8 protein-coding genes, 2 tRNA genes and 3 rRNA genes are annotated in these 13,791 nt (G+C 54.2%); all 13 read right to left on the bottom strand.

The window, feature by feature from the left end:
• Positions 1–60: 60 nt before the first annotated feature.
• Positions 61–2,364, bottom strand: coding sequence for a PqiB family protein (locus tag ACYZTZ_RS23350; RefSeq protein WP_461999838.1), 2,304 nt, complete (start codon positions 2,362–2,364; stop codon positions 61–63).
• Positions 2,357–2,980 carry a paraquat-inducible protein A gene (locus tag ACYZTZ_RS23355; RefSeq protein WP_008145542.1) on the bottom strand — a complete coding sequence of 208 codons (624 nt, stop codon included), beginning with the start codon at positions 2,978–2,980 and terminating at the stop codon, positions 2,357–2,359. Before ACYZTZ_RS23355 ends, ACYZTZ_RS23350 begins: the two co-directional genes overlap by 8 nt.
• Complete coding sequence (locus ACYZTZ_RS23360) at positions 2,967–3,626, bottom strand: paraquat-inducible protein A (RefSeq protein WP_095130325.1); 660 nt, start codon at positions 3,624–3,626, stop codon at positions 2,967–2,969. Before ACYZTZ_RS23360 ends, ACYZTZ_RS23355 begins: the two co-directional genes overlap by 14 nt.
• A gap of 148 nt (positions 3,627–3,774) precedes the next feature.
• Positions 3,775–3,890: ribosomal RNA gene (rrf, locus tag ACYZTZ_RS23365) — 5S ribosomal RNA — on the bottom strand.
• Between the two features lie 158 nt (positions 3,891–4,048).
• Positions 4,049–6,939, bottom strand: a 23S ribosomal RNA gene (locus ACYZTZ_RS23370).
• Positions 6,940–7,189: 250 nt separating this feature from the next.
• Positions 7,190–7,265 (bottom strand) — tRNA-Ala (locus tag ACYZTZ_RS23375).
• Between the two features lie 27 nt (positions 7,266–7,292).
• Positions 7,293–7,369 (bottom strand) — tRNA-Ile (locus tag ACYZTZ_RS23380).
• 82 nt (positions 7,370–7,451) lie between these two features.
• Positions 7,452–8,990 (bottom strand): 16S ribosomal RNA (locus ACYZTZ_RS23385).
• The 16S, 23S and 5S rRNA genes sit together here with 2 tRNA genes alongside, the layout of an rRNA operon.
• Positions 8,991–9,534: 544 nt before the next feature.
• On the bottom strand, positions 9,535–10,155 hold the full coding sequence (gene msrQ, locus ACYZTZ_RS23390) for a protein-methionine-sulfoxide reductase heme-binding subunit MsrQ (RefSeq protein ID WP_461999839.1): 621 nt from the start codon (positions 10,153–10,155) through the stop codon (positions 9,535–9,537).
• The gene (gene msrP / locus ACYZTZ_RS23395) at positions 10,155–11,168 is read right to left on the bottom strand and encodes a protein-methionine-sulfoxide reductase catalytic subunit MsrP (RefSeq protein WP_461999840.1); all 1,014 of its coding nucleotides are present in this window, start codon (positions 11,166–11,168) and stop codon (positions 10,155–10,157) included. Before msrP ends, msrQ begins: the two co-directional genes overlap by 1 nt.
• A gap of 63 nt (positions 11,169–11,231) precedes the next feature.
• Positions 11,232–12,089: a CDP-diacylglycerol--serine O-phosphatidyltransferase gene (pssA, locus tag ACYZTZ_RS23400; protein ID WP_056746100.1), complete on the bottom strand. Its 858-nt coding sequence runs from the start codon at positions 12,087–12,089 to the stop codon at positions 11,232–11,234.
• Positions 12,090–12,233: 144 nt separating this feature from the next.
• Positions 12,234–13,250, bottom strand: a complete 1,017-nt coding sequence (ilvC, locus tag ACYZTZ_RS23405; RefSeq protein ID WP_007948647.1) for a ketol-acid reductoisomerase — start codon at positions 13,248–13,250, stop codon at positions 12,234–12,236.
• 48 nt (positions 13,251–13,298) lie between these two features.
• A complete protein-coding gene (gene ilvN / locus ACYZTZ_RS23410) occupies positions 13,299–13,790 on the bottom strand; it encodes an acetolactate synthase small subunit (protein WP_003176102.1) in 492 nt (163 codons plus the stop codon).
• Position 13,791 lies beyond the last annotated feature (1 nt).

The raw sequence follows: 13,791 nt of genomic DNA on the forward strand, positions 1-13,791 counted from the left end.
GCCATAAAAAAGGCCGCGATCCAATGGATCGCGGCCTTTTTCATGCCTGCTGTTTTGGGTTTACTTGCCGATTGAAATCTTCGGTGCCCAGGTCAGCCATTCGTCTTCGAACTTATCGAACAGCGGGAACGTTTGCTCAGCTAGCGCCGGACTGCCCATGCGCTCGCCGTCCGGCGTGGCGAAAGCGATGCCGCCCTGAATCAGCGTCTCCAGCGATTCGGTACGCATCGTCGCTCCTTTGAACAAGCCGTAATCAAAGCCAAAACCACTGGAGTTCCAGAACCGCGTGCCGCTGCGCACCAACGGCGCGTACTTCGGCTCGATCAGGATGTGCACCAACACACGATCCGCCGTCTGGCCGAGTTCATAGCCTGTCACCTTGCCCACGGTGATTTCGCGATAAGTGACTGGCACACCGGTTTTCAGCGAACCACGGCGGGCAGCGCTCAACACCAGACTCAAACCGGCTTCCTGTTTAGCGGTTTCCGGTGGATTGGCCAGGGCCACGAAGTTCTTCTGCGGGCCGAGGTTTTTCGCGGCCGGTTGCACTTCGATGTATTGACCAGTGACCAGCGTTTCGAGGTTGGACGTCTTGATCAGGCCCAGTTCAGGTTTGACCACCCAGAACTGACTGCCGACCCGAGCGATACGCTCCGGCACTTCGGTGATTCGTGCAGTCAGCAGCACCGATTGCAGGTCATCACTCAGATCGACGTCTTCAATCTTGCCGACATCCAGGCCTTTGAAGCGAATCGGCGTGCCGCTGCGCAAACCATCGGCGCGATCAACTCTGATCGTTACCACGGCGCCTTTTTGCGTCGCGTCATCATGACTGGCGAACAAACGGAAACGCGGAATCCGCTTCTGCAACGGTGCCTTGGCTTCCGGGGTTTCGAAGGCAATACCGCCGGCCATCAGACTTTGCAGCGACTCACTTTTGACCTGGATTCCACCCGTCAATCCACCCGTCAGCGTAATGCCGCTGGCATTCCAGAACCGTGTCGAGGCGTTGACCAGACCTTCGTATTCCTTCTCGATGTGTACACCAATCACCAACTGCTTTTTGGTGCGAGAGAACTGATAGCTCTGGACCGAACCGACCTTGACCTGTTTGTAGAGAATCGGGCTGCCAACCTCCAGTGAACCGAGGTTTTCGGTGAACAGCACCAGGTGCAATCCTGGCGCACGCAAGTCGAGCGGCGGTGCCTTCGGCCGCGCCACAAACTCGCGCTGCGGTGCGGCGCCTTTGTCTCCTGGACGCACGGCGATGTAGTTACCTTTGACCAACGCTTCGAGACCGGTGATACCGGCAAGCGAGATCGACGGTTTGACCACCCAGAACTGGGTGCCTTCGACCAGGTAATCTTCAGCCAGAGGATCGAGGGTCAATTCGGCGGTGGCACTGGATAGATCTGGATCGATCTTGAGCGCTTTCAGATTGCCGACCTGGATGCCTTTGTACATAACCGGTGTGCGACCAGCCTGCATTCCTTCGAAGTCGCTGAGTTTGACCTTGACCCGAATACCGGCGGCGGCTGCATCGAAATCTTCGTAGAGACGAAACGGCAGACTCGGGTCGGTGGGCGGGCTGTCCTTGCGGTTCTCCGGCGTGGCGAACGCGATACCGCCGGCGACGATGCTCGCCAGGGATTCGCTGCGCACCTTCACACCCGACAGGTTGGCGTCGATGCTGATGCCGCTGGCGTTCCAGAAACGCGTGTGTTTGCGTACCAGTTTGGCGTAGGTGGGTTCGATGAAAACTTTGAGTTCGACGGTGCTTTGGTCTTCGGACAGCAGGTAACTTTTGATCTGGCCAACCTTGATCTGCTTGTAGAACACCGGACTGCCGCGATTCAGCGAGCCAAGGCGATCAGCCTTGATGGTCAGGTGCAAACCGGGCTGGGCGTCCGACAGCGGCGGCTCTTCGGCCAGGGCTTTGAACTTGCGCGTCGGCTCACCCTCGCCCGGGCTTATCGCGATGTAGTTACCCGAGACCAGTGTCTCCAGGCCAGTGATGCCGGCCAGCGTCACGCTCGGTTTGATCAGCCAGAAACGGGTGCTGGTCCGCAGGTATGGCTCCACGTCCTTATTCATCTCGACGGTGGCGATCACGCCTTTGGAGCTGCCTTCGTCATCGAGTTTGAGGGTCTTTACCTTACCCACCGACATACCTTTGTAGACGACTTCGGTCTTGTTGGCCTGAATGCCTTCACCACTTTCGAAACGCACCTGAATCTCGATGCCGGTCTCGTTATAGGCACGCCAGCCAAGCCAGCCGCCGATGATCAGGGCAATCAGGGGCAACACCCAAATAGCTGACCAGTTCGAGGCCGGTCGGGTTTTTGCTGTAGGCAAATCAGTCATGGTCGTCGTCCGACTCCGTGTTATCCCAAATCAGTCGGGGATCGAAAGTTACTGCGGCAAGCATCGTCAGAATCACCACACTGGCGAAAGCGATGGCGCCAAGATTGGCTTCGACGCTGGCAAGCCGTCCGAAATTCACAACCGCCACCAGGATGGCGATTACAAAGATATCGAGCATCGACCAGCGGCCAATGAACTCAATAAAGCGATACATCCAAATACGTTGGCGAGCCGACAGTGGCTGGCGCCGCTGCACGGAAAACAGCAGCAGTGCGATGCCCACCAATTTGAACGTTGGTACCAGAATACTGGCGATAAAAACCACGGCGGCGATTGGAATCATGCCGTGTTGAACCAGTTGAATCACACCGGACATGATGGTGCTGGGATCGCCCTGCCCCAGTGAACTGACGGTCATGATCGGCAGCACGTTGGCCGGGATGTAGAGAACCGCCGCGGTAACCAGCAACGCCCAGGTACGCATCACACTGTTCGGGCGACGGGCGTGAACCAACGCACCGCAACGGGTGCAGACCTGCTCGTCAGTGTCGGCTTCCTGCTTGTTCAATTCATGGCATTCGGCGCAAATCAAAATGCCTGCATCAATCGCCCGCATGGGCATCCTCTCCTGATAAAGCCTGCCAGATCTGATGGGGCGACATCACAACCTCCAACCAGACCTGAACCAACAACAAACCGATAAAGCACGCCAGGCCAAGCCCGACTGTAATTGCTGCCATATCTGCCAGTTTGACGATCGCCACCAGTACGCCCATGAGGTAGACCTCGAGCATCCCCCAATCGCGTAAATGGTGATAAATGCGGTAGAGCAACAGGCCGTAACTGCGTCCGATATCAAAACGAATACTCAGCAGTACAACCAATTGGCAAAGCAACTTGAGCAGCGGGATTCCCATACTGCAGAGAAACACCACGACTGCTACGCCCTGCATACCGGTATCGAACAGGCCAACAACGCCGCTCCAGACAGTGTCATGCGATGACTGCCCGAGTAGATGGAGCTGCATGATGGGTAAAAAGTTCGCCGGGATATACAACAACAGAGCGGCGAGAACCAACGCGAGACTGCGCTGTACGACGTTATGCCGATGGGCGTAGAGCTCGTAGCCACAGCGCGGACAGAGGGCTTTCTCGCCATGGGCAAGTTCGGGCTTGCGCATCAGCAAGTCGCACTCATGACACGCTACCAAGTCGTCCAGCGGTAATTCTGACAGCCCTGGGGCGTCAACCGGATCTGGCATAAAGGCTCTGGCTCCGAAAAAGTTGGACCTATTCTAGTGTCATGGATCGAAAATAACTGTGCAAATTTGTGCTTTAACTGAAAGCCACTTTTCTGCGGGCAAAACAAAACCCCTACCTGCATACGCAGATAGGGGTTTCGGAATTTAATCTTGACGATGACCTACTCTCACATGGGGAAACCCCACACTACCATCGGCGATGCATCGTTTCACTGCTGAGTTCGGGATGGGATCAGGTGGTTCCAATGCTCTATGGTCGTCAAGAAATTCGGTAGCCAGGTCGTTCTCCTTGCGGATTACGCTCCAGCGAATGGGTATGCGATAGTTTGGTGTTTGGTGAGTATCTCGAACTTTCGGTTCGTTTCGTCTTCACACACCGCAATCTGGTGCCTCTTCAGGACAGCAAATTGCTTGGGTGTTATATGGTCAAGCCTCACGGGCAATTAGTATTGGTTAGCTCAACGCCTCACAGCGCTTACACACCCAACCTATCAACGTCGTAGTCTTCGACGGCCCTTCAGGGGACTCAAGGTCCCAGTGAGATCTCATCTTGAGGCTAGTTTCCCGCTTAGATGCTTTCAGCGGTTATCTATTCCGAACATAGCTACCCGGCAATGCCACTGGCGTGACAACCGGAACACCAGAGGTTCGTCCACTCCGGTCCTCTCGTACTAGGAGCAGCCCCTCTCAAATCTCAAACGTCCACGGCAGATAGGGACCGAACTGTCTCACGACGTTCTAAACCCAGCTCGCGTACCACTTTAAATGGCGAACAGCCATACCCTTGGGACCGGCTTCAGCCCCAGGATGTGATGAGCCGACATCGAGGTGCCAAACACCGCCGTCGATATGAACTCTTGGGCGGTATCAGCCTGTTATCCCCGGAGTACCTTTTATCCGTTGAGCGATGGCCCTTCCATACAGAACCACCGGATCACTAAGACCTACTTTCGTACCTGCTCGACGTGTCTGTCTCGCAGTCAAGCGCGCTTTTGCCTTTATACTCTACGACCGATTTCCGACCGGTCTGAGCGCACCTTCGTACTCCTCCGTTACTCTTTAGGAGGAGACCGCCCCAGTCAAACTACCCACCATACACTGTCCTCGATCCGGATAACGGACCTGAGTTAGAACCTCAAAGTTGCCAGGGTGGTATTTCAAGGTTGGCTCCACGCGAACTGGCGTCCACGCTTCAAAGCCTCCCACCTATCCTACACAAGCAAATTCAAAGTCCAGTGCAAAGCTATAGTAAAGGTTCACGGGGTCTTTCCGTCTAGCCGCGGATACACTGCATCTTCACAGCGATTTCAATTTCACTGAGTCTCGGGTGGAGACAGCGCCGCCATCGTTACGCCATTCGTGCAGGTCGGAACTTACCCGACAAGGAATTTCGCTACCTTAGGACCGTTATAGTTACGGCCGCCGTTTACCGGGGCTTCGATCAAGAGCTTCGCGTTAGCTAACCCCATCAATTAACCTTCCGGCACCGGGCAGGCGTCACACCCTATACGTCCACTTTCGTGTTTGCAGAGTGCTGTGTTTTTAATAAACAGTCGCAGCGGCCTGGTATCTTCGACCGGCATGGGCTTACGCAGTAAATGCTTCACCCTCACCGGCGCACCTTCTCCCGAAGTTACGGTGCCATTTTGCCTAGTTCCTTCACCCGAGTTCTCTCAAGCGCCTTGGTATTCTCTACCCAACCACCTGTGTCGGTTTGGGGTACGGTTCCTGGTTACCTGAAGCTTAGAAGCTTTTCTTGGAAGCATGGCATCAACCACTTCGTCACCCAAAGGGTAACTCGTCATCAGCTCTCGGCCTTAGAATCCCGGATTTACCTAAGATTCCAGCCTACCACCTTAAACTTGGACAACCAACGCCAAGCTGGCCTAGCCTTCTCCGTCCCTCCATCGCAATAACCAGAAGTACAGGAATATTAACCTGTTTTCCATCGACTACGCTTTTCAGCCTCGCCTTAGGGACCGACTAACCCTGCGTCGATTAACGTTGCGCAGGAAACCTTGGTCTTTCGGCGTGGGTGTTTTTCACACCCATTGTCGTTACTCATGTCAGCATTCGCACTTCTGATACCTCCAGCAAGCTTCTCAACTCACCTTCACAGGCTTACAGAACGCTCCTCTACCGCATCACCTAAGTGATACCCGTAGCTTCGGTGTATGGTTTGAGCCCCGTTACATCTTCCGCGCAGGCCGACTCGACTAGTGAGCTATTACGCTTTCTTTAAAGGGTGGCTGCTTCTAAGCCAACCTCCTAGCTGTCTAAGCCTTCCCACATCGTTTCCCACTTAACCATAACTTTGGGACCTTAGCTGACGGTCTGGGTTGTTTCCCTTTTCACGACGGACGTTAGCACCCGCCGTGTGTCTCCCATGCTCGGCACTTGTAGGTATTCGGAGTTTGCATCGGTTTGGTAAGTCGGGATGACCCCCTAGCCGAAACAGTGCTCTACCCCCTACAGTGATACATGAGGCGCTACCTAAATAGCTTTCGAGGAGAACCAGCTATCTCCGAGCTTGATTAGCCTTTCACTCCGATCCACAGGTCATCCGCTAACTTTTCAACGGTAGTCGGTTCGGTCCTCCAGTTAGTGTTACCCAACCTTCAACCTGCCCATGGATAGATCGCCCGGTTTCGGGTCTATTCCCAGCGACTAGACGCCCTATTAAGACTCGCTTTCGCTACGCCTCCCCTATTCGGTTAAGCTCGCCACTGAAAATAAGTCGCTGACCCATTATACAAAAGGTACGCAGTCACCCAACAAGTGGGCTCCCACTGCTTGTACGCATACGGTTTCAGGATCTATTTCACTCCCCTCTCCGGGGTTCTTTTCGCCTTTCCCTCACGGTACTAGTTCACTATCGGTCAGTCAGTAGTATTTAGCCTTGGAGGATGGTCCCCCCATATTCAGACAAAGTTTCTCGTGCTCCGTCCTACTCGATTTCATGACTAAGAGATTTTCGCGTACAGGGCTATCACCCACTATGGCCGCACTTTCCAGAACGTTCCGCTAATCTCAAAGCCACTTAAGGGCTAGTCCCCGTTCGCTCGCCACTACTAAGGGAATCTCGGTTGATTTCTTTTCCTCAGGGTACTTAGATGTTTCAGTTCCCCTGGTTCGCCTCTTAAGCCTATGTATTCAGCTTAAGATAACCATCTTATGATGGCTGGGTTCCCCCATTCAGACATCTCCGGATCAAAGTCTGTTTGCCGACTCCCCGAAGCTTTTCGCAGGCTACCACGTCTTTCATCGCCTCTGACTGCCAAGGCATCCACCGTATGCGCTTCTTCACTTGACCATATAACCCCAAGCAATCTGGTTATACTGTGAAGACGACATTCGCCGAAAATTCGATTCTTGCTCATAAAGAGCAACTCACAAATTTTACCTTAGCCTGATCCGTTACCAGTGAAAGTAACGTTCAGTCTATCTTTCTATCACATACCCAAATTTTTAAAGAACGATCTAATCCAAAGACTAGAAATCAACATTCACCATCATCACGATGGAATGCTCATTTCTAAGCTTTCAACAAACAGAAGCAGTAGTGGTGGAGCCAAACGGGATCGAACCGTTGACCTCCTGCGTGCAAGGCAGGCGCTCTCCCAGCTGAGCTATGGCCCCGTATTTCTACAGGTTCCCACACAAAATTGGTGGGTCTGGGCAGATTCGAACTGCCGACCTCACCCTTATCAGGGGTGCGCTCTAACCAACTGAGCTACAGACCCAATTTCGGGCTGCTTCTTATCGTCTTCTTCAATGAATCAAGCAATTCGTGTGGGAACTTATGGAGCAGCTGATGTCGTCGATTAAGGAGGTGATCCAGCCGCAGGTTCCCCTACGGCTACCTTGTTACGACTTCACCCCAGTCATGAATCACACCGTGGTAACCGTCCTCCCGAAGGTTAGACTAGCTACTTCTGGTGCAACCCACTCCCATGGTGTGACGGGCGGTGTGTACAAGGCCCGGGAACGTATTCACCGCGACATTCTGATTCGCGATTACTAGCGATTCCGACTTCACGCAGTCGAGTTGCAGACTGCGATCCGGACTACGATCGGTTTTCTGGGATTAGCTCCACCTCGCGGCTTGGCAACCCTCTGTACCGACCATTGTAGCACGTGTGTAGCCCAGGCCGTAAGGGCCATGATGACTTGACGTCATCCCCACCTTCCTCCGGTTTGTCACCGGCAGTCTCCTTAGAGTGCCCACCTTAACGTGCTGGTAACTAAGGACAAGGGTTGCGCTCGTTACGGGACTTAACCCAACATCTCACGACACGAGCTGACGACAGCCATGCAGCACCTGTCTCAATGTTCCCGAAGGCACTCCGCTATCTCTAGCAGATTCATTGGATGTCAAGGCCTGGTAAGGTTCTTCGCGTTGCTTCGAATTAAACCACATGCTCCACCGCTTGTGCGGGCCCCCGTCAATTCATTTGAGTTTTAACCTTGCGGCCGTACTCCCCAGGCGGTCAACTTAATGCGTTAGCTGCGCCACTAAGAGCTCAAGGCTCCCAACGGCTAGTTGACATCGTTTACGGCGTGGACTACCAGGGTATCTAATCCTGTTTGCTCCCCACGCTTTCGCACCTCAGTGTCAGTATCAGTCCAGGTGGTCGCCTTCGCCACTGGTGTTCCTTCCTATATCTACGCATTTCACCGCTACACAGGAAATTCCACCACCCTCTACCATACTCTAGCTTGTCAGTTTTGAATGCAGTTCCCAGGTTGAGCCCGGGGATTTCACATCCAACTTAACAAACCACCTACGCGCGCTTTACGCCCAGTAATTCCGATTAACGCTTGCACCCTCTGTATTACCGCGGCTGCTGGCACAGAGTTAGCCGGTGCTTATTCTGTCGGTAACGTCAAGACACCAACGTATTAGGTTAATGCCCTTCCTCCCAACTTAAAGTGCTTTACAATCCGAAGACCTTCTTCACACACGCGGCATGGCTGGATCAGGCTTTCGCCCATTGTCCAATATTCCCCACTGCTGCCTCCCGTAGGAGTCTGGACCGTGTCTCAGTTCCAGTGTGACTGATCATCCTCTCAGACCAGTTACGGATCGTCGCCTTGGTGAGCCATTACCTCACCAACTAGCTAATCCGACCTAGGCTCATCTGATAGCGCAAGGCCCGAAGGTCCCCTGCTTTCTCCCGTAGGACGTATGCGGTATTAGCGTCCGTTTCCGAGCGTTATCCCCCACTACCAGGCAGATTCCTAGGCATTACTCACCCGTCCGCCGCTCGCCACCAGGTACAAGTACCCGTGCTGCCGCTCGACTTGCATGTGTTAGGCCTGCCGCCAGCGTTCAATCTGAGCCATGATCAAACTCTTCAGTTCAAACATCTTTGGGTTTTTAAGAAACCCTAAACTTGGCTCAGCAATCGTTGGTTACATCTTTGATTTCTCGCGGAGTAACTTGTGATGCTGATAATCTTGTTGACTATCAGTCTGACTCCACAAGCACCCACACGAATTGCTTGATTCAGTTGTTAAAGAGCGGTTGGTTAAGATCTTTCGTCTCAACCGAGGCGCACATTCTACAGCAGCCTCTGTTGCTGTCAAGCGGTTATTTTCCGAAGTTTTCAAAGTTTCCTTTGCAACTTCAACCACTTGCGCTTTCGATCTCTCGTTAGCGGGAGGCGAATTCTACAGCGTTACTCGCTGCTGTCAACACCTCTTTTACACCGCTTTCGACCGAGAAGATCGAATCGTCAATCAAGCTAAACCACCCTGCCTGACCGACTCCTTCTGGGCTTCGATGACCTGAAGCAACTCGCTGTCGAAAACTGCGTAACTCATTGTTTACCAAGGAGTTTTCCGTTTCGACTGCGCCGGAAGTGGGGCGAATTATAGACTTCCAGAATCTGCCGTCAACCCTTAATTATGCTTTTCGTACAGAAGGTGTCTTTTTGGCTATTAATCGTGGGATTCGGCGGGTTACAGGGGGTAGTCGCAACACTAATAGCAATGCACCTATAGAGGCGTAAACCGCCCACTCCTTAAGATCAGCGCGCACGATCCACAACATATGCAGCAATCCAAGCCCGAGAACCACATAGGCAAGACGATGTAATTTCTTCCAGCTAGAACCCAAGCGCCGCTGACTATAGCGATTTGAGGTCATCGCCAAGGCCAACAAACACAGAAACCCAAGCGTCCCGACAATAATGTACGGCCGTTTGCGCAACTCGACACCCAACTGCGACCAATCAAAGCCGAGGATGAAGGCCGTATATCCACTCAAATGCAAAACCACATAAGCGAAGCACCACAACCCCAGTTGCCGCCGAACAGCAACCCACCCCGCCCAACCGGTAAGCTTCTGCGCAGGTGTCATGCTTAACGTAATGAGCAGCAGGACAAGCGTCCCCAGCCCCAACCGGTCAACCAGCACCTTACCCGGATCAGGCCCCAGCACATCCTCCCAAGCCTGATAAAACCAAAGCAGCGGCCAGACCGCAGCAGCTATAAAGACGCCAATTCGCCAAAACGGAAATCGCATCAGTAGTTCTTCCGCAAATCGAGCCCTGTATATAGAGAGGCGACTTCATCCGAGTAGCCATTGAACATTTGCGTGTCCCGCACATTGGGCTTGAACAGCCCGCTCGGCAAACGCCGCTCACGCGCCTGAGTCCAACGCGGATGGTCGACCGCAGGATTCACGTTCGCATAAAAACCATACTCATCCGAGGCAATGCTCTGCCAGGTGGTTTTCGGCTGCTCACTCACCAGACTTATGCGCACGATGGATTTGATGCTCTTGAAGCCGTACTTCCACGGGACCACCAAACGCAGAGGCGCGCCGTTCTGATTCGGCAACTCCCGCCCGTACATACCCACGGCAAGAATCGCCAACGGGTTCATCGCCTCATCCAGACGCAGTCCTTCCACATAAGGCCAGTCAATCAAGGCAAAACCGGAACGTTGCCCGGGCATGCTCTTGGGATCTTCCAGGGTTTCGAAGCGAATGAATTTGGCATTGGACGTCGGCTCGACTTCCTTGAGCAAGGCCGAGATGGGAAACCCGATCCACGGAATGACCATCGACCAGGCCTCTACGCAGCGAAGACGGTAGATGCGCTCCTCCAACTGATAAGGCTTCATGAAGTCTTCCAGTGCGTACCGTCCCGGCTTGCCCACCTCCCCGTCCACCACCACACTCCAAGGTTCGGTTTTCAGCGCGCCGGCGTTGGCGGCTGGATCACCTTTATCGGTGCCGAACTCGTAGAAGTTGTTGTAATGGGTCGCGTCCTTGAATGGCGTGATCGCCTCATCCTTGACGTTGACCGCTCCCCATTTGGTAGCAGGCAGTTTTTCGGCAAACCAGGACGGCGCCTTGCCTGGCTCGACATCCGCATAACGCGCAGCATCCTCCGCAGCCGCCCAACGCGGCAGACTGCTCACGGCCAAACCGGCAACGGCGGCACCGAGAACATTGCGACGAGATAGATAGAAGGATTCAGGCGTGACGTCCGACTCATGGCAGTCAGACGCTTGGGGGACTTTGATCAGCATGGCAACTCCGCAGCATTGGAGAACAGATGCACCAACAGACTGCGGAGTATGAGGGAAATTACATCACTCGGCGTTTTTGTGCCGACGAAGACGCAACAGGTACTGCACCGGCCCAGAAGCAGCATAAGCGAGGAAAACCAGCAGCAGGATGCGCGGCGGATCACTGAACACCACGGCAAACACCAACACCACCGCGAGGATGGCCACGAAAGGTACACGCCCTTTCAGATCCAGCTCCTTGAAGCTGTTGTACTTGATGTTGCTGACCATCAGCATGCCGGCGGCAGCGACCATCAGAGCAACCAGGAAGGACATCTTCGAACCCTGAATGCCGTAATCACTGAATGCCCAGACAATGCCTGCAACCACACCAGCAGCAGCCGGACTGGCCAGACCGATGAAGTAGCGCTTGTCTGCAGTGCCGACCTGGGTATTGAAACGCGCCAGACGCAACGCAGCACCGGCGACATAAATGAAGGCAACCATCCAGCCGACCTTACCCATGTCGCCCAAGGCCCAACCGAATGCCAACAATGCTGGCGCAACACCAAAGGCGACCATGTCGGACAGCGAGTCGTACTCGGCACCGAAGGCGCTCTGGGTATTGGTCATACGGGCAACGCGACCATCGAGGCCGTCGAGCACCATCGCGACAAAAATCGCGATCGCGGCAAAAGCAAAATACTTGCTCGCACCAATCGAATCACCGGCACTCAAGGCGCTCTGAGCGCTCATTGAGTTGATGATGGAGTAAAACCCTGCGAACAGGTTCGCAGTGGTGAACAGATTCGGCAGAAGATAGATACCACGATGCCGGACTTTACGACCTTCAGCGTCATGCCCTTCCTCGATGTGTTCATCGATGGGCAGCAGGCTTTCGGCGTCAGAAGCCTGGTTTGGCTCTTCGGGACGTTCGCTCATGGACATTACCTTGCAACGGGGTGGAAAGTTTGGACAGGTGTCTGGGACGACGGTTCGGCCGCAAACGATGCAGCTTTATACCAGAACCAGCCACCCAAACGAAAAAACGCGGCCTAGGCCGCGTTTTTCGTACAAGTGCGCGACTTAGTTTTTAGCTTTGTCGACGATCTTGTTGGCACCGATCCACGGCATCATGGAGCGCAGTTGCTCGCCGATGATTTCGATACCGTGAGCGGCGTTGTTACGACGCTTGGCGGTCATCGAAGGATAGCCGGTAGCGCCTTCGCTGATGAACATCTTGGCGTATTCGCCGTCCTGAATACGTTTCAGGGCGTTGCGCATGGCCTGACGGGATTCGGCGTTGATCACTTCCGGACCGGTCACGTACTCGCCGTATTCAGCGTTGTTGGAGATCGAGTAGTTCATGTTGGCGATACCGCCTTCGTACATGAGGTCAACGATCAGTTTCAGTTCGTGCAGGCATTCGAAGTAGGCCATTTCCGGCGCGTAGCCAGCTTCAACCAGGGTTTCGAAACCGGCTTTAACCAGCTCAACGGTACCGCCGCACAGAACGGCTTGTTCGCCGAACAGGTCGGTTTCAGTCTCGTCCTTGAAGGTGGTTTCGATGATGCCGGTACGACCGCCACCAACGCCAGCGGCGTAGGACAGTGCAACGTTTTTGGCGTTGCCGGAAGCATCCTGGTAGATAGCGATCAGGTCAGGAATACCGCCGCCTTTGACGAACTCGGAACGCACGGTGTGGCCCGGAGCTTTTGGCGCGATCATGATCACGTCGAGGTCAGCGCGCGGAACAACCTGGTTGTAGTGGATCGCGAAGCCGTGGGAAAAGGCCAGGGTGGCGCCTTTCTTGATGTTCGGCTCGATTTCGTTCTTGTACAGAGCGGACTGGAACTCGTCCGGGGTCAGGATCATGACCAGGTCGGCAGCCGCAACAGCGGAAGCAACGTCGGTCACTTTCAGGCCGTGAGCTTCGGCTTTGGCAACAGTCGCCGAACCTTTACGCAGGCCAACAGTAACGTCAACGCCGGAGTCTTTCAGGTTGCACGCTTGAGCGTGGCCCTGGGAACCGTAACCGATGATGGCAACTTTCTTGCCCTGGATGATCGACAGGTCGCAGTCTTTTTCGTAATAAACTTTCATGAAATTCCCCTATATATCCAGGCCGTTCAGGCCATTCGCTAATTTGGTTTAGATGCTGAGTACTTTGTCGCCGCGGGCAATGCCGGTTACGCCGCTGCGGACGGTTTCCAGAATCGAGGCGGTGCCAATGGACTGAATGAAGCTGTCGAGCTTATCGCTGGTACCGGTCAATTGAACGGTATACACGCTAGCGCTGACGTCAACGATCTGCCCACGATAAATATCGGTAGTGCGTTTGATCTCGGCGCGCTGGGCGCCGGTGGCCTTGACCTTGACCAGCATCAGTTCGCGCTCGATGTGAGCACTCTCCGACAGGTCGACCAGTTTGACCACTTCGATCAGCTTGTTCAGGTTTTTGGTGATCTGCTCGATGACTTCATCGTGACCAACCGTGGTCAGCGTCAGACGCGACAACGTCGGGTCCTCGGTAGGTGCCACGGTCAGGCTTTCGATGTTGTAGTTGCGCTGCGAGAACAGGCCGACTACACGAGACAGAGCGCCGGGTTCGTTTTCCAGAAGCAAGGAAATAATGTGCCGCATG

The organism is Pseudomonas sp. LB3P58 (genome assembly GCF_054897895.1).